This is a genomic window from Kribbella sandramycini (assembly GCF_013131805.1).
Lineage (GTDB): Bacteria > Actinomycetota > Actinomycetes > Propionibacteriales > Kribbellaceae > Kribbella > Kribbella sandramycini.
Window position 1 is genome coordinate 439,308 of record NZ_JABJRC010000005.1, and the last position, 16,794, is coordinate 456,101.

The 16,794-nt window shown below is 68.5% G+C and carries 17 protein-coding genes and 1 pseudogene; 13 read left to right on the forward strand and 5 right to left on the reverse strand.

Going from position 1 to position 16,794, the window contains the following annotated elements; all coding sequences use genetic code 11:
• The gene (locus HPO96_RS22745) at nt 1-432 is read left to right on the forward strand and encodes a hypothetical protein (RefSeq protein ID WP_171675692.1); all 432 of its coding nucleotides are present in this window, start codon (nt 1-3) and stop codon (nt 430-432) included.
• Entirely contained in the window at nt 432-1,997 is a 1,566-nt protein-coding gene (locus HPO96_RS22750; protein ID WP_171675694.1) for a hypothetical protein, read from the forward strand. Before HPO96_RS22745 ends, HPO96_RS22750 begins: the two co-directional genes overlap by 1 nt.
• A 721-nt stretch (nt 1,998-2,718) precedes the next feature.
• On the opposite strand, the gene HPO96_RS22755 is transcribed toward HPO96_RS22750, so the two are convergent.
• Nucleotides 2,719-3,081, reverse strand: coding sequence for a hypothetical protein (locus tag HPO96_RS22755; RefSeq protein ID WP_171675695.1), 363 nt, complete (start codon nt 3,079-3,081; stop codon nt 2,719-2,721).
• A gap of 26 nt (nt 3,082-3,107) precedes the next feature.
• Nucleotides 3,108-4,469 (reverse strand): helix-turn-helix domain-containing protein, encoded by a 1,362-nt coding sequence (locus HPO96_RS22760; protein ID WP_171675697.1) that lies wholly within the window; start codon nt 4,467-4,469, stop codon nt 3,108-3,110.
• A 101-nt stretch (nt 4,470-4,570) separates the two neighbouring features.
• Between HPO96_RS22760 and HPO96_RS37640 the strand changes: the two genes are divergently transcribed.
• From HPO96_RS37640 to HPO96_RS22780, 5 genes are all read left to right on the forward strand, one after another.
• Nucleotides 4,571-5,038 (forward strand): hypothetical protein, encoded by a 468-nt coding sequence (locus tag HPO96_RS37640; RefSeq protein WP_184999603.1) that lies wholly within the window; start codon nt 4,571-4,573, stop codon nt 5,036-5,038.
• 537 nt (nt 5,039-5,575) lie between these two features.
• Nucleotides 5,576-5,710 carry a hypothetical protein gene (locus HPO96_RS39205; protein WP_272954659.1) on the forward strand — a complete coding sequence of 45 codons (135 nt, stop codon included), beginning with the start codon at nt 5,576-5,578 and terminating at the stop codon, nt 5,708-5,710.
• 41 nt (nt 5,711-5,751) lie between these two features.
• Entirely contained in the window at nt 5,752-6,012 is a 261-nt protein-coding gene (locus HPO96_RS22770; protein ID WP_171675699.1) for a hypothetical protein, read from the forward strand.
• A gap of 258 nt (nt 6,013-6,270) precedes the next feature.
• Nucleotides 6,271-6,795 carry a DddA-like double-stranded DNA deaminase toxin gene (locus tag HPO96_RS22775; protein WP_171675933.1) on the forward strand — a complete coding sequence of 175 codons (525 nt, stop codon included), beginning with the start codon at nt 6,271-6,273 and terminating at the stop codon, nt 6,793-6,795.
• Nucleotides 6,792-7,256: an Imm1 family immunity protein gene (locus tag HPO96_RS22780; protein ID WP_171675701.1), complete on the forward strand. Its 465-nt coding sequence runs from the start codon at nt 6,792-6,794 to the stop codon at nt 7,254-7,256. The genes HPO96_RS22775 and HPO96_RS22780 overlap by 4 nt, the downstream gene beginning before the upstream one ends.
• Before the next feature lie 122 nt (nt 7,257-7,378).
• Here the strand turns inward: HPO96_RS22780 and HPO96_RS22785 are convergent, their stop codons facing one another.
• The 3 genes from HPO96_RS22785 to eccD form a co-directional block, all read right to left on the reverse strand.
• Nucleotides 7,379-7,672 carry a hypothetical protein gene (locus HPO96_RS22785; RefSeq protein WP_171675703.1) on the reverse strand — a complete coding sequence of 98 codons (294 nt, stop codon included), beginning with the start codon at nt 7,670-7,672 and terminating at the stop codon, nt 7,379-7,381.
• A gap of 104 nt (nt 7,673-7,776) precedes the next feature.
• Nucleotides 7,777-9,201, reverse strand: coding sequence for a type VII secretion protein EccB (gene eccB, locus HPO96_RS22790; RefSeq protein WP_171675705.1), 1,425 nt, complete (start codon nt 9,199-9,201; stop codon nt 7,777-7,779).
• 1 nt (nt 9,202) lies between these two features.
• Complete coding sequence (gene eccD, locus HPO96_RS22795) at nt 9,203-10,585, reverse strand: type VII secretion integral membrane protein EccD (protein WP_171675707.1); 1,383 nt, start codon at nt 10,583-10,585, stop codon at nt 9,203-9,205.
• Nucleotides 10,586-10,748: 163 nt separating this feature from the next.
• On the opposite strand from eccD, the gene HPO96_RS22800 reads away from it, so the two are divergent.
• From HPO96_RS22800 to HPO96_RS39910, 6 genes and pseudogenes are all read left to right on the forward strand, one after another.
• A complete protein-coding gene (locus HPO96_RS22800; RefSeq protein WP_171675709.1) occupies nt 10,749-11,357 on the forward strand; it encodes a hypothetical protein in 609 nt (202 codons plus the stop codon).
• Nucleotides 11,357-11,947 (forward strand): hypothetical protein, encoded by a 591-nt coding sequence (locus HPO96_RS22805; protein WP_171675711.1) that lies wholly within the window; start codon nt 11,357-11,359, stop codon nt 11,945-11,947. The genes HPO96_RS22800 and HPO96_RS22805 overlap by 1 nt, the downstream gene beginning before the upstream one ends.
• Before the next feature lie 30 nt (nt 11,948-11,977).
• On the forward strand, nt 11,978-13,297 hold the full coding sequence (locus tag HPO96_RS22810) for a protein kinase domain-containing protein (RefSeq protein WP_171675713.1): 1,320 nt from the start codon (nt 11,978-11,980) through the stop codon (nt 13,295-13,297).
• Nucleotides 13,298-13,346: 49 nt separating this feature from the next.
• The gene (locus HPO96_RS22815; RefSeq protein WP_171675715.1) at nt 13,347-15,590 is read left to right on the forward strand and encodes a fibronectin type III domain-containing protein; all 2,244 of its coding nucleotides are present in this window, start codon (nt 13,347-13,349) and stop codon (nt 15,588-15,590) included.
• 96 nt (nt 15,591-15,686) lie between these two features.
• Nucleotides 15,687-16,217 carry a TetR/AcrR family transcriptional regulator gene (locus HPO96_RS22820; protein ID WP_337796764.1) on the forward strand — a complete coding sequence of 177 codons (531 nt, stop codon included), beginning with the start codon at nt 15,687-15,689 and terminating at the stop codon, nt 16,215-16,217.
• Nucleotides 16,214-16,774 (forward strand): annotated as a pseudogene (locus tag HPO96_RS39910) (GAP family protein); the annotation flags it as partial. The gene HPO96_RS22820 and the pseudogene HPO96_RS39910, both read left to right, overlap by 4 nt.
• Between the last annotated feature and the right edge of the window lie 20 nt (nt 16,775-16,794).

Genomic DNA, 16,794 nt, shown 5'->3' on the forward strand with positions numbered 1-16,794 from the left:
ATGGCGCTATCCGGAGGAGACGCAGATGCCTCCCTGGCCGAACGGTGGGTCACCGAGTTCCGCAACGGCGCGCTGCAGACCTTCAGTACCGCCGTCCAGGACACCGGGACCCTGTCCGCCACGAAGTCCGCACCGGGCCAGATGCCCGAAGGTGTGGCCTTCATGAAGGTCGAGCGGGAGGCGCGGGACACCCTCGCCCAGGTGATGTCGAAGATGCTCCAAGGGCTGAAAGGCTACGACCAAGCCGTCGAGGCGGTCTTCGCCAATTACGGCAATCTGCACGAGCTGACTCTGCAGCGCGCACGGGCCTTGCTGAAGCCGACCGACGCGCCGGCCGAGGTCAACTCGGCCTTCGACCCGCAGTGGGTACTCGCCCACCAGGCCGCGCACCCCGAGCTGTTCCCGCCGCGGCCCCCGATGGAGGGATCCTGATGGCTGACCAGAGCGACTACGCCGCGGCGGCGAAGACAGCACAGCTGCTGGATCCGCTGCTCGCCGCGATGCGCGAAATCGACCGCTTCGCCCAAGCCGAGCTGAACTTGCGCGGCCCGTTGCAAATGTCCGCCGACATGTGGCAGACGGCCGCTGGCGGGATGCAGAAGACGGCGATCCAGTTCCGGACCTTCAATCAGGGACTGCTCGACAACAAGTGGCGAAGTCCCAGCGACTCCGGCGAGTACCGGGACGCCTCCGAGGCCTCCGTCCGGTCGTTGCAGGCCGGACACGACAGCATCGCGGTGTCGGTCGGCGAGGGGACCGGCGGACCGGCGGGCGGCGGCATCCCGGCGGGCCTGCGGCAGTTGGCGCAGGTGATCAACGACGTGGCAACCGCGAGCACTCCCGTGCTGACCAACCTCGAGCACGGCGTCAGCACCTTTCGCGCGGAATGCGGAACCATCGAGGCGCCCAAATCCCCGTGGACGTCGGAGCTGGTTCGCAAGTACGAGACCGAGAACACCAACAATCTACGGAGCGCCGTCGTTGCTGTTGGCAACCAACTCAACATGCTCGCCGTCTGGTACAGCGCCATCGGCAGGAGCACGCAGGAGGCCGCACAGGCGCTCAAGTGGGACGGCCCAGGCGGACCGAAGGGGTCTCCGGCGCCGAACCGGACCGCGAGCGCGCCGCCCGGCGGTGGCCCGGCCGGGCCAGGCGAGACGCCGTCGACCGACCAGGCGGCCGGCCCGCAGCCCGGCCAGGACACACCGGGGGAGACGCCTGCCGAGATGCCCGCAGAAGCTCCGGGCGGGATGCCGCCCGGCGGAATGCCCCCTGGCGGAATGCCGCCGGGCGGTCCTTCGTTGGCGGGTATGCCGCCAGGCGCTACGTTGCCGAAGCCCCCGGTGCTACCACCGCTGACCCCGCCGGTACTACCGGACCTGACGCATCCGATCCCCCCAGCCGGTCCGCCGGCGATGAGTGGGATCGGAGTACCGCCCAGCGGCGGACCCCGAGGCGGCGGAGCCGGCCTGCCACGAGGAGCCGGCATCGGCGGCCTAGGTGGCATCAAGGGCCTCGGAAAGCCCGGTATCGGCTTACCCGGCACTCTCGGCAGCGACCAGGTCGCCCGAGCCGCCCACCCCCTCCAGGCACCGCCCGCCTTGAGCGGAGGCCAAGCCCCATCGAACGGCCTCAGTTCAACATCCACCGCCGGGCCCGCCGGCGCGGGCGGCGGCATGCCCCCGCCCATGATGCCCCCCGGCGGCGCAGCCGGCGCCGGCCCCGGCGGTCGAGCCGGCAAACCCGGCGCAAGCACCATCCGCCCACCCGCCCGCAAACGCACCCGCCGCGACGAAACCCCCGGCGTCCCCTCCGAACTCCGAGGACGCTCCGGCCGAGACCTCCCCGCCGCCTTCCCCCTACCCCCCGCCACCCCCAGACGCCGCCCAGACAAGGACCCCCAAGCCCAAACCCTCCAACTCCTCGACGAAGACCTCTGGAAAGTCGAACACCCAGAACCAGCACCCCCACCCACCCCCCACCGCCACGCCACCTAACCAACCCCAGGGGCCCGACTCAACCCCCTTGGGTTCTAGTGGTCGTAGCAACTCCTAGCTTTGGGAGTTGCGATGGGCTTCGAGATCCGGGCAGACCGGGGGCCGCAAGGGCGTAAGAAGCTTGCGGCTGAGCGGGCGGCATACTCCGGGCTCATGCAGCAGGGCTTGAGTGACAAAGAGGCGTGCCGGATTGTCGGTATCAACTCGAAGACCGGCCGTCGTGGGCCTAACGGCCGGGGCGCGTCGGGCAGGAACAAGGCGGCATCACCGACCGGTTCGGTGGTGCCGTCTTGTGCGTCCTCGCGGTATCTGTCCACGATCAGCCGCGAGGTCCGCCGCAACCGGCACCCGGTCAAGGGCCAGTACCGGCCTTACGCCGCTCAGGATCGTGCTGACAGGCGCCGGCCCCGTCCCAAACAGGGCAAGGTCGGATCCAACCTCGTACTGCGGGACTTCATCCAGGAGTGGCTGAACCAGCGGTGGAGCCCCGAGCAGATCTGCCAGGCTCTGCGGGCGGCTTTCCCGACGTGCCGCGGGAAGAATTCATCCCGGAGTTCTTCACCAAGGTCGACCGCACCGACGGGCCAGGAATGACATCTTGACTGTTCGACAACGTCTCTGCCGGAGACGCGGTGGTCCGCCACGGTGTCCGCGAGTTGCGGGCGCGCCGAAGAGGTCCGGCCGGAGGATCTGGCTGGACCTCTGGACGGGAGCGGGCCGCCTAGGCCGTGGCGGCCTCGATGGCCTCGAAGATGTCGGCGTCGGTCTCGCGTTGCCAGTCGGGCAGTTCATGCCAATCGGCGACGTATGCGGGTTTCGGGTCGGGGATGTGCTTGTAGATCTGAGCGATCCAGCACAGGGCGACGAAGCGACCCTTCTGGTCTCGGGTCAGCTTCGAGGTGTTGCCGGCGCTGACTTCGATGAATTCGGCCACCTGCGTGTAGACACTGGCCGCGCTGCTGCGCTCCCATTCAGGGGTGTCTTCCCAAGGGGTGACATAGCTTGCTTTGGGCTCGCCGGGGAAGTGTTTCTTGACTCCTGCAATCCAGGCGTCGCGGAAGATTCGGCCGGGCTCAAGCGCCACTGTGGGTTCTCCTCAGGGGTTGTCGTTCAACGGTTGGCAAGCGCGGAGATCTCGGCGTTGAGATGCCGCACGTCCCGAACGGAAGCAAAGGGAGCCAAATGCGGTTGCAGCGTCCGAAGCTTCTGCGCGATCACTCCGGACCGTGTTCGCTGGGCCATTTCGAGTGCAGCGTTTCCGTAACTCACGACCCGCGCAGCATCGCCGCACTGGGCACCGGTCATGGCCAGGTCGGACAGCACACATCCTCGCCGCCTCGCAGACAACGCGGTCTGAAGCGCTGCGGTCAGAGTTGCTTCCGCTCGATCCGGAAGCTTCAGAGACACGTAACTTGCGCCGCGTTCTTCGGCGATGCGTGACCCATCGAACCGGAGCCAGCCGCCGTTGTTGTGGGGCGCGGACAGTTCGTGGACTCCCTCGGCGTAGCCCATTGCGCGCTCGAACCCTGCGACATCGCCGAGTCCTGCTAGTGCTTGCGCCTCGACACAGCTCACCCAGTACCGCGTTGAGAGGCTTCTGCTGCCGTTTCGGGCCAGGTTGCCAGCTATTTGGAGCATGGGTAGTGCCCTGCTGTACTCGTGACCGTACAGGCCAAGGAAGGCGTGCCGGGTCATGGCGCAGGCCCAGAGATCGAAATCGTCAGCTTCCTTGCTCGCCGTAGCCGACAAGGTGTAGCACTGCGCCGCGTCGGTGTACTTGCTCGCGTCGAACGAGATCTCACCCGCAAGTTGGAACAGGTCGGCGACGAGTCGGGCAAGTTCGCGCCGCTCGTCCGGGCGCTTCGCCTTGCCAAGGTTGTCCATGAGGACGGATAGCTGATTTCTGACGAGAGGGTACGCCGCACTCTTCGATGAAGCGCTCGTATAGAGCTGCCAGAGATGTGTATTGAGATCAGACAGCTCAGCCAACGCGGCCTTGCCCGCGACAGCGCCCTTGATCGGCTCGGTGGCGCGATCCCAATCGACGGATGCACTAGCTGGAGGCACCGCCAGGGTGGCACCAGCCACCGCAAGCAAACGAAGGAGTTCACGGCGGTTCATGTCGTCGATCTCCTGCTGGCCCTGGCGGAGTGGGTCGGCTGGCGTTGGGCTCAGTGCTGGAGTGCTTGCCGCGAGACCAACCAGGACTCGTGCCTCAGGAGGCATGTTCAGTCCTGATGCAATTCTCTCAATGACTTCAAGCCGGGTGATCCGGCGTCTTCCACGAAGCGTCTCGCTGATACGCCCTTGACTCAGGCCGACCGCCTCGCCAAGCCGAGTCTGGCTGACGCCTCGCTGGTTCGCCTCACGAAGCAGCAAGCTCATATCCCTGGATGCCAAGGCATGCGCGACTGCGGCTGATCGCCAGAAGCTGGCGGGCAGCTCGATCAGTCCCACGGTGGCGTCTTCCATCGCCCAACCTGTCGCTCGCTGTACTGGCATCGTAACCGTCCATCTCAGGCTGAACACGGCGCCACCGGCGGGGCTCAACCAAAGCGATATCCCATCGTGGGATGGCCCAGACCATCACGCAACCCGCAGCATCGACTACAGAAAGTCATGAAGGCTTGCTGAGGGGGAGAGGCAACTTGGTTGAAGTGCCACGGGCATTCGTTCTCCTGCGGCATCACGACCCGTCGCAGGTCAGTGGCACGGGTGTTGTGGCCGAAGGCACGCAATGGACCGATGGTTCGGCCTCCGTGCGGTGGCGTGGAGCTGATCCCACAGTGGCGTACTGGCCCGGAGGCATTGCGGCGATCGAGCGCATCCACGGCCATGGTGGCGCAACGGAGGTTCTGTTTCTCGACGAGGCCCCCGCTGGCTTCAACGCCCTCCGCAAGGCAGTACTGGCGGACAAAGCAGCGGTCGTTGTCCCGAATGTGGATCACCTCAAGCCCTATGGCGACGTGTCCGCCCTCGTGGAGGAGCTGAAGGCGCCCTCCGGCCATCACGTTCTGCCATCCGAACCCGAGGGCGACTGATGCGGCGGGCGGCTGGCATAGCCGTGGTCGCGCGGGGCGGCGTTGTGCTGCGTCTCGCCGGTCGCCCGAGCGAGTTCCTTGGCGCCGTGCCCCAACCACCTCGCGGCACGGCGCCGGGGACTCCCAAGACCCGGTGCACGGGCGCACTGCGTGAGGCGTCCGCCCGTGCGCCGTTCCACTTCCGAGAAGCAGGCGAGTGCCTCTCGGGCGACGGTGTCCGCCACCCCCGGCAATCCCACCGCATGGGGGGTGGCGGGCCGCCGTTCACACGCCAACCAACGGAACCAGGAGGCGAGCGCTGTCATGGGGGAAGTCGTCCAACTGCGGCCCTTGGTGTTGGGCTATGCCCGGCTCGCACCATTCGCCGGTCACGGGCAACACACAGCGGTACAGGCGCAACTGACCACGTACGCTCAGGAGGCCGGACTCCAACTCGGAACGGTCTACTTCGAGCGCACCGGCTCGCTTCCCCTGTTTGACCACGCCGACCCAGCTCCGGCGTACACAAGTCTTCTTGCCGGCCTCAGGCATCCCGGCGTGACCGGAGTCGTGGTGCCCTCCCTGGACGCCTTCGGCGACGAGAAGGACAAGCGCCTCGCCGAGCTGGAGGACGACCTGGCCACGGTCGTGCACGTGGTCAACGCCGAGGACGTCCACGATCCCCGCGACTAGTTCACGGCCATGAGGCCAAACAGTCAACGTGAGGAGAGAACATGTCCGTGGTCGAACAACTCAAAGGGCAACTGCACGCCGTCGCTCAGGAAGCCGATCAAGGCGCCGCCGGCCTCGGCGGTTTCCAGAACAAGTTCAGCCAGGCGAGCCAACATGTTCAGTCGTTGATCCAGGGTTCAGCGACCGGAGCGGACCGTGAGATTGCTGAGGTGCTGGATGCCGCGTCCAAGTCGCTGGCATCGGCGGTGGAATCGCTCCAGATCGCCTCACACAAGTGCGGGCAGTACGCCCAGCAGCTTTAGCTGCCCATGCCGTCGGAGTTGCAGAGGGTCGCCGGGGACCTGGTGGCCTGCCTCGACATGATGCCACGGGTCATAGACGCATTGCAGACGCGTGCCCGCCGATGTCGGGAGATGGCCGGGTTTGTCGGTGGCTTGTCGGGCGGGAGTCCTGCATTGCAGGCTGCGGCCTACCAACTGGACGCCGCCGCGAACGAGTGTGAGAAGGCAGCGCACCTCTGCGAGATCGCCCGTCGGCAGGCGCGGGACTGGGCCGCGCAGATGGTGGGCGACACGGGCGGTGGGTCCACGTCGGCTGGAAGCCGGGATGCTCCCACGGGCGATCCGGCAGTCAGCGGCACAAAGCCAACCGCACCGGCAAAGCCGGGATCGACGGCGCCACGCCCGCCGGACGATGGTGGCGACTCGGACGCGCAGACGGTCATTCGGCGGCTACCGGTACGGGAGAACGACGAGGGAAAGACGCGCGGATTGTGGACGGACGGCGACGGTCGGGACAGGCCCCTGGTCAGCGGGAACGGCCACTACCAGAAGCTTGCCGACGAACACACCCGACGGCTGGGCCTCCCACCTATGTCCAGCACATCGCACGTTGAGATGAAGTTCGCCATGTTCATGCGAGAGCGGGGACTACGGAATGAGACCATCTTCATCAACAACCGGCCGTGTCCGGGTGAGCGGAGCTGCTCGGAGTGGGTTGAGCTGTTCCTTCCGCCGGGAGCGAGACTCACGGTCCATTGGCCCAACGGAGGTCCGTGGACGTTCTACGGGAGGGGGAAGCAATGAACTTCACCGCCAGGGCCTACTACCTGCACGAGCACGATGAAAACCCTGTCGAGATCCGGACCTCCGACGATGTGCGGGGATTGCTCGATGCCATGCTGACCCAGCCGAAAGACTCGTCGATCGTCACGCTTTACGTCGCGGAGCGTCCCAAGCTGGACATCGGTGGAGCTGACCATGAGTTGCGGATAGGTGTACTCGCGGACCGCAAGGTAGGCAGCGTGAGCTTCATCAGCGGCAAGGATCGGCACTACGCCAAAGGCGTAGCCGACCCCGACCCGATCCGGTACCAGTACGCCGGACACCTGGACCTGTTCCCGGCCGACTCGCTGGTTGAACTGGACGTTCTCCTGACGGTGGCGGCTGACTTCCTTGCATCTGGCGCCGAACGGCTTCCGCAGGGCGCGCAGTGGTCGCCTTGGCCTACGGAGCCGCTGGACGAGGACGAGGGCGGTTGGTTCTGAGTTTGCAGAGGGCAGGGGACACCCGCCCCCTCGGGCGCCTTCCTCCCGCGTCTCGAAGTTGCACAACGACGAGTAGCCAGGCCTCTTCGGAGGTCCTGGCTACTCGTTGCGTCAGGCGACTATCAGGACGCGGCGTAGGTGATCCGGCGGATACCGGTCGGATCCACCGGCGTGTTCGCCGAATAGCCCCAGATGGCCACCTGAACACCCTCGGCGGACTTGAAGAACTCCAGGCGCCTCGGGGCGGAAACGAGCGACAGGAAGGCGTCAGGGCGCATCAGGTAGGACGCGGCCGCCGACCACGCCACCGTCCCCTCAGGAACGCCGAGGCCTTCAGAGCGGCGCGTCCGGCTGAGAAGCAGCCGCGCAGGTGCGGGCAGACCTGGATGCTGCTCGAGCGACGTCAACCCGCGCATGCGTGGCAGGCAGTCGCTTGTGTTCCACTCGTCATCATCCAGGAGACGCGGCCTTCCAGCCTCCGCGGCCGCGATCTTATTCTTCCGTTCTTCCGTTCTTCTGTTCAGGGGGTGGGTTTTAGGGCGGCTTGGGGGGAGAGGCCGGGGCCTTGGGGGACTCGGGCCAGTAGGGCGGCGGGGATGGGGGTGGGGTGGATGTTTTCGTAGCCGAGGGTGGGGAGGAGGTCGGGGGTGATGAGGGGGTAGGCGCGGGCGGTGTCGGTGATGACGGAGATGGCGCCGCTGGGGGCTCGGTCGGATTGGGCGGCGCGGACTACGGCGGCGGTGCCGGGGGTGATGAGGATGCGGTCGGCCAGGCCGGTGCCGCGGCGGCCGATCTTGGGGGTGACGGTCATCGGGTCGCGGGGTGGGAGGGGGGCGTCGACGGTGATGGCGGGTGGGGTGGTGCCGGGGGCGAAGGTGGCGCAGATGGTGCCGAGGCCGTCGCGGGGGGCGATGAAGGCGGGGCGGCTGCGGGGGGCCATTCCTTCTTCGACGGTGGGGGCCGGGTCGTCGGCGGTGGCGGCCTCGGCCGGGCTGAGCTCGATGGGCTTGGGGCGCTTGCCGCGGTACGCCGCCACGGTCGCCGGGAACTCGGCCTGGATGTCGAACTGCAGCGCGGAGATCGCGAGCAGCCGGTTCTTGGTCGCCAGGTAGTGCTGGACGCCGCCGCCCGACGAGCGGACGACGAAGAGCTGCCCGATCGCGGTCCCCTTGCGACCGGGGACGGCGGACGACGGTTTGCCCATGGCGGCGATCTTGATCGGGGCGAGCGGCTCGCCGTCCGGGAGCGCGTCGACGAAGGCCGAGCCGACGCGGGCCCACGGTTTGGAGTTGAGCGCCAGGCCGACCGAGACGGCGTCCGCCTTGACGATGCGATGCCGGTAGCCGTTGCGGAGCAGGTAGCGGTCACCGGTCCCGATCACCTCGACGAGCATCACCGAGTCGGCCAGGGCCTGGCCGCCGCCGGGCTGTTGCCCGATCATCAGCACCGACTCGCTGCTCCGGGCGCCGGCCAGGTCGATCGTCGGCTGCGAGCAGAGCGTCCAGCCGCCGGTCAGCAGCTTCTTGGCTGCAGGTAAGGCATCCGGGGCATCTTCGATGCCGATCCGAGGCCCGCGCGGGACGCCGGCCAGCGACTTCTGCGACACCCGGCGGGTGTCGCCTTTCTTGCCGATGGCAAGCAGTGCGGAGACGTAATTGGTCACCGGGTGCAGATGCTGGTCGAGGTAGACGTACCGGGTGCCGGTCTCCTTCTCGACGATGACGCCGTCGCCCTTGCTCCACGCCTTGTTCCCGCCGGGCACGATCATCCCGTAGACCCAGACGACCGCGAGCGCGAGCACCAGGACGCCGACACTCCAGATCGCCGACAGGCCGACCCGTTTGAACGGCGGCGTCTCCGGATCGGTCTCCCGCGTAACCAGAGCCGACACCATCCGCTGGACGGAGAACTGGTGGGACTGCAGCTGATCCTTCCTGGTCGCCATCTCAGCCTCCCCAGCCCCGGACGACGGCGTACAGACCGAGCACCGAGCAGGCGAGCGGAATCAGCGACAGCGTGACGAGGACTTCGACGATCTCGGCGTACCGGCTGAGGTACGGACTCGGGAGCTTGCCGCTGTAGCGCAAGCCGAGGAAGATCGTGGCAGCCGCGAAGAGGATCGCGATCGGCACCACCATCGCGATCGGGTCACTCGCGCTCCGGCTCAGTGGGCCGAGCGCCAGACAGGCCAGGCCGACCAGGCCCGGCACCAGGAACAGCAGCCGATGTTTGACCACCGGATAGATCCTTGCCCTGAGCAAGCACCCGGCGGCGAGCAGACCGGTCAGCAGGTTCGCGGAAACGCCACGGTCCAGCGTCAGCAGGATCAGACCGGTCGACACAGTGAGCGCCATCCCGATCAGCGCGCCGGTGAGCAGGCCGTCCGCGCGCAGTACGGCGCCGTACACCTCACGACGCGCGGGTTGCGGATCATCGCGGACCAGATCGGCCGTCGTCCGCGGCAGAATCGGCATCGGCAGCCGACCGAGCCGCAGGCACAGCTGGCTGTAGAACGGCGAGAACGCGAACGCCGCCGACCCCACGAGCGCCGCCACATCAGGGCCGCCCAAGGACTCCGCCGTACCGATCCAGCCCGCAATCAACGCGAGCAGCCCGGTACTCGTCGCCCCCGCGAAGAGGGTGGCCTTGTCGACGACGCCGAGGTAGCAGGCGATCCCCGCCAGCATCAACGCCGTCCCACCGGCCAAAACCTGCGGTGCGCCGATCGCGGGCCACGGGCCAACTCCGGCCAGCAACAACAGGCCCCCGAGACCGGCGAACAGCAGGCCGATTCCGGCGACGAGCGCACCGGCGCCGGAGTCCCCGACGACGCGCGCCAGCGAGACGCCGGACGCGATCAACAGGACGGCGCTGAGCAGCAGCCAGGTCGCGGTCTCGGCCCAGGGCGACGCGTGCCGCAGGATCGCGGTCAGCCCGACCAAGAGCGAAGCTGCGGCGCCGATCAGCCCGGCCGCGCGGGTGTGCCGGGCGGTCCAGATCGCGCCGAGCCGCCCGGCGCCGGACGCGACGGCATCGACGAGGTCGTCGTACTCGAGTTCCGGCCAGTCGAGTTCGCGCGGCACCAGGTGCAGGATCTCGCCGTCCCGGATCCGGTGCGAGCCGAGGGTCCGGCCGAGGCTGAGCTCGGTGCCGTCGGCGCGGCGGAGCACCCAGCCGCCGTCGGGCGCGGCCTGATCGGCGAGATGCTCACCCGCCTTGGTGAGCAGGCCGGGCAGGACCTCGGCGACCGAGGCCTGTTCGGGCAGGGCCAGGTCGAGCCGGCGTTGCGGCGCGGCGACCGTGACCCGGAGCAGTCCGGTGATGTTCATGGTGTTCTTCCTTGCTCTGCGGCTTCGCGGGGCCACGGAGGGCCAACTCCACGGTGCCCGGCGCGCGGGGTGCCGAAGGGGCCCGCGTCCTGTTCCTGCCGCTCCCCTCGACGGCGTCGTCCGCAGGCCTAACGTGCTGGCAGAGAAGGAAAAGGAGGATGCCGTGGACGCATTGCTGCTGCCGATCGGTCATGATCTGGGCGCCTTGTACGCCGCCGGCGGGACGGCGCGCCGTCATCAGGTGCGAGCCGGCGCGGACCTGGCCGAGCTCAGCGACACCGAGTTCGCGATCTGGATGCTTGCGCACGGCATCGATGATCGCGATCAGCCGACCCGGACGTCGCTGATCGACGGCGCGGAGCGGTTCGGGATCGACCCGGACGAAGCGGCCGCGGTCATCGACCAACTGCAATCCGATCGGCTGCTCGCCGCAGTCGACCCGGAAGACGCGACCGGCTTCGCCCAGACGCACCAACTGATCCCGCTGTTGACCGGTCTCGGACCGGATCCGGACCAACCCTGGATGCAGAACATCGGCCTGCTGAACCAGCCCGTTGTCCAGGTCTCCACCGCCGTGTACGACGTCTGGACCTGGGCTCATCTCGCGCCGCAACTGTGGGCGGGTTGCGAGGACGCCGCCGAGGTCGCCCGGACGGCGGGGATCACGACCGCCGACGAGACGGACCCGCACCGCGTGCTGGCCGGCATCCTCACCTCAGTCCACGGCCTGCTCTGCGTCCGGGCGGCGTACCTCGATCGGCGGACCCACTGATGATGCTCTTCCCGATCGGCCACTACACCGGCCTGCGGACCGACGAGGCCGGGCGGCAGTTCCGCACCGTCCGCCGCGGCTGGCGCCTACACCAACTGGCCGAAGACACCTTCGGTGCTTGGGTTCTCAGCCACGGTACGCCGGACAACGGCAAACAGCCGTGGACGGCGGAGCACGTCCTCGCTGCCGGAGCCGAAGCCGGTCTGACCGACGTATCGGATCACTTGGAGGAGCTGGCGAGCCTCGGGTTGCTCGCCACCGTCTCCGCGCAGGACGCCGAGTTCTTGCAGGCCAACCGGATCGACGTCCAGTTCGTCGGGCTGGGCAACAGCCCGGACCAACCCGACCTGCACGCCGTCGGGCTGCCGGGGCTGGGCGCGACCGCCCTGCTCGACCCGACCTGTTACGAGCTGTGGCAATGGGGTTCGCTGGCTCCGACGATCTGGCACAGCTGCGAAGTCCGGGCCTCGGTGGTCAGCCGGCTCGACCAACCGGTCGATCCGGGCGCCGTCGCCGCCGAAGTGCTCGGGGATCTGCGGTTCCTGCTGGCCCATGGTTGTGCGTACGTCGACGTGGCCGACGCTCGCTGACGTGTCCGGATCGGTGCGAAGATGACGGTGATGGCTGAGATTTCTCCGGATGCGTTGGTGCCGCGGGCCGAAGGGCCGGTGGCCGCGGTGTTCTTGGTGCCGCCGGTGGGTGAGCGGCCGACCGGGGTGCTGAAGATCTACCCGCGCGGGCTCGATCGGCGCACGTTCAACGCGGTCGAGGTCGAGCAGGCGAAGCTCGCCGGGCTCCGGGTGGCCGGGTCGGTGCTGCTGGCCGAGGCGATCGAAGAACTGCCCGACGGGCGGACGGGCGTCCGGATGGAGTTCTGTCCGCAGTCGCTGATCGAGCTGGTGCAGGGCCGCGGGCTGCCGATCGGGGACGTCGTCGTCCTCGGGCAGATCCTGGGATCGGTGCTGGCGGAGGCGCATGAGGCCGGGCTGGTGCACGGCGGGGTGACACCGAGCAACGTGCTCGAACGGCCGAACGGGCAGCCCGTGCTGGCCGATTTCGGGCTGGCGCTCCGGCTGCGGTTCCCGCGCGACCTGACCACCGCGGCGGCGTACACGGCCCCGGAGGTGCTGCGGGACGGCGAACTCTCGGAGGAGGCCGACGTCTACGGGCTTGGCGCGGTGCTCTACCTCGCGCTGACCGGGCAGTCGCCGTTCCCGACCCGGCCGGGTGAGACGCCGGACGACGTCGTCCTGCGCGTGCTGCGCGAGCCGGCGCCGGAGGTTTCGGGGCGCGATGTGCCGCCGGGGCTGACCGCGTTGATCCGCCGGATGCTCGCGAAGGAGGCCGCAACGCGGCCGGATGCGGCGGCCGTGACGCGCGAGTTCGAGACTCTGCTGAGCGGTACGACGGCGCCCGCCGACGAGCTCGATTTCGACGACTTCCGCGACGAGCTGCCCGCGCACCGAAACATGCCGGTGGCAACGACCGTCCGTCCGCCGCGGCGGAAGCTCCGGTGGCCACGGAAGGAAGTGCTGATCGGGGCCGCGGTTGCACTCGCGCTCGTCGTCGTCCTGCCGATGCTGTTACGTCCGAAACCCGAGACCACGGCGACCGAGCAGCGACCGGCCGGCGCGGCGCCGGTCACCCCGCAGCCGTCGCAGGCGTCCGCGACGGTGCAGCGGATCCAGCTCGATCCGCCGCAGGACAAGGGCACGACCGTCGTCCTGAAATGGTCGTTCCCGCAGCCGCTGACGTACGCCGTGTTCGTCGCCGAGCAGGGCGGGAAGGCGCCGCGGTCGATCTATCGGGGCAGCGGGACGACGTCGACCGTGCAGGTCAGTCCAGGATTGAAGTACTGCTTCGAGGTCCAGGGCACCGACGGGCGCGAGGTCTTCTACAGCACGCCGCGCAGTATCCGGGGCGCCACCTGCAAGAGCTAGTGGACGCCGTCTGGATCACTTCTGGACCCTCGACGCCTACCCTGAGAAGGTGAAGCCGACCATGATTCGCCCCGTCAAAGGTCGCGCCGGGCTGGCCGCAGTGGTCGCCGGCTGTGTCGCATTGCTGAGCGTGGTCGTGCTGACCGGCGCCGGCAATCCGACCAGCGGCCTCAAGTTCACCCAGTCCGGACACTGGATCTACAACAGCTCGATCGGCCGCGTTTTCCACCTGGACAGCGCGACGAAGGCGATCGACGCGCAGGTCCCGCTGAGCACCGGCGAGGAGGGTGCGCAGGCCGTTCAGACCGACACCGACGTCTATGTGCTCTCGAAGTCCCGGATCGACAAGTTCGGCAAGTCGGATCTGACCGTGGCCGAGCCGATCGAGGTTCCGGTCAACGAGCAGCCGGTCGGTGTCGAGGCGGCCGGGGCGGTCTTCGCGGTCTACCAGCAGTCCGGCCACGTCGTCCGGCTGGGCGAACGCCGTACGACGGCCTTCCTGGGCGGCGCACTGAGCGACCCGGTCGCCACCTCGGACGGCACGCTGTGGGTGCACCGGGTCGGCCCGGGTGAGCTGTGCCAGCTGCCGCCGACGGCCGATCGGATGTCGTGCCCGGCGTCAGCGCCGCAGGGTCACAAGGGCGGGCTGGTCGCGATCGGCGACAAAGCGGTCTTCGTCGATCTGACCGCGCAGAAGGTCTACGACCTGAGCTCCGGCGGCCTGGACGATCGCAGCGACCTGGGTGAGCTCGCCGTCCCCGACAGCGCTCTGGTCGCGGGGAACGACGTCGACGGCCGGATCGCGCTCGTCGATCGGGACAAGGGCCAGGTGCACCTGGTCAGCCTGCCGGAGCGGCCGGGAGCGAAACCCGCGGCGCCGACCACGACCAAGATCCCGCAGGGCAAGTACGACCGGGTGGCGTCGTCCGGGCACGGCCTCGCGCTGCTGAACCGGCAGGACTCCGACCTCGTCACGCTGGATCGCGACGGCAAGGTCCACCAGCAGAAGATCGACAACGAGCACCAGACACCCGGTCGGCGGCAGGAGCCGCGGCTGATCCGCGGCGACGACGCCCAGGTGTACGTCGAGAGCGGTAAGGGCGACCGGGTCGTGGTCGTCGACGGGCAGGGCCGGACGGAGCCGGTGCCGGTCGGTGGGAAGACCAGCGACGATCCGATCACGCCGCCGAAACCGAAGACGACGCCGTCGAACACCCCGCGGCCGCCGGAGCACACGCCGGTCCCGCCGCCGAAGACCACTCCCCCGGAGACCGAGAAGCCGGAGAAGAAGGACCCGCCGGAGACCGACAGGCCGTCGACGCCGGTGAAACCGGGGAACGACAGACCAGGGAACGACAAGCCGGAGCGGCAGGACCCGCCGAAGTCGAAACCGCCGGTGAAACCGGCCGTGCCGAAGGCGACTGTGCCGGGCGCCCCGACCGGGGTGACCGCCCGCGCCTATCCCGAAGGCCCACTGGTGAAGTGGAGCGGCGCGGCGCCCCACGGCGCCCCGATCACCGGGTACCAACTGCTCTGGACGGGCGGCTCCCGCACGGTCAGCGCGAGCGCTCGCTCCGCGACGGTCGCCGACCTCGCCGGCAAGAGCGGGTACTACGTGAGCGTCCGCGCGGTGAACCGGATCGGCTACGGCCCGGCCACCCGCTCGAACCAGGTCAAGGGCAGCTACGCCGCGGCCGAGTCGCCCCGCGAGATCGTCGTCTCGAAGGACGGCACCCCCGGCGAGCTCACCCTCGCCTGGGACCGCCCGACAATGGGTGACGGCACCTTCCTCCGGTACGCCGTCAGCCTCGGCTCGGCCACCGCCGCGCCCCGCGTCAACGTGACCGGCACCGAAGCCACGATCAAGGGCCTCACCACCGGCAGGACCTACACCTTCTACGTCCGCGCGATCACCAGAGCACCCGACGGCCAACAGCTCCAAGGCAAGTACACGAGCCTGTCCGCCGCTCCGGTCGGCGCCCCCGAGCGGACGAAACGCGTCGTCGCCTCCCGCGGCGCCGGCACGTCGTACGAGAACTGCGAACCGCCGGCCTGCGCCTTCATCCAGGTCCGCATCGAGAACCTGCGCCCGAACACCAACTACAAGATCGTCCCGCACGTCGAAGGCTGGGAGCCCTTCAACGAAGGCGCCACCCTCCGCACCAGCTCCGAGGGCCACCTCCTCGTCGACGACCGCTTCCCCTGCAGCGGCGTCGGCCGCCTCGTCTGGGCCACCGTCACCGGCCCCGAAGGCACCTACACCTCCAACAAATTCACCTGGAAATCCGGCTGAGGCTCCGGAGAAAAATAATGCTGTATTATTTCGGGCACGACTCGTCATGCGGATGCCGACACCCGGCGCGGCCAGATCGCCGAAGCCCTGCTGGTCGTGGTCGCCGACGTGGGGCTGAAGGAGGCCCGGCTGGTCGAGGTTGCCCGGGTGGCCGGAGTCTCGGTCGGGTTGGTGCAGCGGTACTTCCGGACGAAGGAGGAGTTGATCCGGTTCGGCGTCGGCTATGTGTACGAGCGGACCGAGCAGCGCGCGCAAGAGGTCGAGTTCGTGATGCCCGTGCGGGGCTATCTCGAGCGGCTGATGGCGGTCTTCCTGCCGCTTGACGAGGCTCGCGTCCGGGAGCTGCGGTTCTGGTTGGCCTTCCTGCACACCAGCCTGACCGACCCGGAGCTGGCCGCGACCCATCAACAGGCCCAACTGAAACTGCTGACCGGACTTCGGGAGGCCTTCGAGGGCGCCCAGCGTCGCGGTGAGGTCGCCGCGGATCGCGACCCGACCGCGGAGGCAGCCGCACTGGTCGCCTTCGTGGACGGGCTGGCGCTGCATCACCTGACCACCGCACCGGCGTACCCCGTGGAAAGCCTGCAACCGGCGCTGACGACGTACCTGGATCAGGTCTTCGGATGAGCGCCGCGTTGTTGCTGGGGCTGGCGGGCCTGAGCCTGATCGACAGCACGAGTTTCGGAACCCTCCTGATCCCGATCTGGCTGTTACTCACCCCAGGCCGCCTGCACGCCGGCCGGATCGCCGTCTACCTGGCCACCGTGGTCAGCTTCTACCTCGTGCTCGGCATCCTGCTCACGCTCGGCTTCGATCCGGTCCTGGACAGCATCCGGACGAACGTCTCCCCGCAAGCACTGCGGATCGCACAGCTCGTGATCGGCGTCGTACTCGTTGCCTTGAGCTACTGGTTGGAGGCCCGCGCCAAACGCCAGGGCGAAGGCCCGGGCAAGGTACAGCGTTGGCGCTCCCGGGTGATGTCCGGCCAAGGCAGCCCACGGACGCTGATGAGCCTCGCCCTGCTCGCCGCCGCGATCGAGGCCGCCAGTATGGTCCCCTACCTGGCCGCCATCGCCCTGATCAGCCAGGCCGGTCTCAGTTGGCCGCACACGGGCCTCACCCTGCTCGGCTACTGCCTCCTGATGTGCCTCCCCGCAGTCGTCCTCGGAGTCGCACGTCTCACCGCCCACGCCAAGATCGACCC

Coding starts and splice junctions, on each gene's coding strand:
- HPO96_RS22745 (WP_171675692.1), top strand. CDS start 1: ATGGCGCTATCCGGAGGAGACGCAGATGCCTCCCTGGCCGAACGGTGG.
- HPO96_RS22750 (WP_171675694.1), top strand. CDS start 432: ATGGCTGACCAGAGCGACTACGCCGCGGCGGCGAAGACAGCACAGCTG.
- HPO96_RS22760 (WP_171675697.1), bottom strand. CDS start 4,469: ATGGAAGACGCCACCGTGGGACTGATCGAGCTGCCCGCCAGCTTCTGG.
- HPO96_RS37640 (WP_184999603.1), top strand. CDS start 4,571: ATGGCCCAGACCATCACGCAACCCGCAGCATCGACTACAGAAAGTCAT.
- HPO96_RS22770 (WP_171675699.1), top strand. CDS start 5,752: ATGTCCGTGGTCGAACAACTCAAAGGGCAACTGCACGCCGTCGCTCAG.
- HPO96_RS22775 (WP_171675933.1), top strand. CDS start 6,271: ATGGTGGGCGACACGGGCGGTGGGTCCACGTCGGCTGGAAGCCGGGAT.
- HPO96_RS22780 (WP_171675701.1), top strand. CDS start 6,792: ATGAACTTCACCGCCAGGGCCTACTACCTGCACGAGCACGATGAAAAC.
- HPO96_RS22785 (WP_171675703.1), bottom strand. CDS start 7,672: ATGCGCGGGTTGACGTCGCTCGAGCAGCATCCAGGTCTGCCCGCACCT.
- eccB (WP_171675705.1), bottom strand. CDS start 9,201: ATGGCGACCAGGAAGGATCAGCTGCAGTCCCACCAGTTCTCCGTCCAG.
- eccD (WP_171675707.1), bottom strand. CDS start 10,585: ATGAACATCACCGGACTGCTCCGGGTCACGGTCGCCGCGCCGCAACGC.
- HPO96_RS22805 (WP_171675711.1), top strand. CDS start 11,357: ATGATGCTCTTCCCGATCGGCCACTACACCGGCCTGCGGACCGACGAG.
- HPO96_RS22810 (WP_171675713.1), top strand. CDS start 11,978: ATGGCTGAGATTTCTCCGGATGCGTTGGTGCCGCGGGCCGAAGGGCCG.